At 70.1% G+C, this 241-nt stretch carries 1 pseudogene; it reads right to left on the minus strand.

The window, feature by feature from the left end:
• A pseudogene (locus SB756_RS34425) lies at positions 1-241 on the minus strand (ABC transporter substrate-binding protein); the annotation flags it as partial.

Genomic DNA, 241 nt, shown 5'->3' on the forward strand with positions numbered 1-241 from the left:
GTGATTGGCCGCGGCGTGCCGTTGTTGATGCGGTGGCGCGGGTCGGGCAGCAGGTCGAGGTCGACGCCGACCACCAGCCCCAGCCGGCGCGCAGCATCGGCAGCGGCCGCGCCCTTCACGTACACCGCATCGACTTCACCGCGCGCCAGGTATTCAAGCCCCGACCACAGCCGTTGCAGGCCCAGTTGCGGGGTGGCAGCACCGGCCTGGTCGAGCAGCGCTACCTCTACCAGTTGCACGT

Origin of the sequence: Pseudomonas sp. SIMBA_068 (assembly GCF_046534705.1) — a bacterium.
Taxonomy (GTDB): domain Bacteria; phylum Pseudomonadota; class Gammaproteobacteria; order Pseudomonadales; family Pseudomonadaceae; genus Aquipseudomonas; species Aquipseudomonas putida.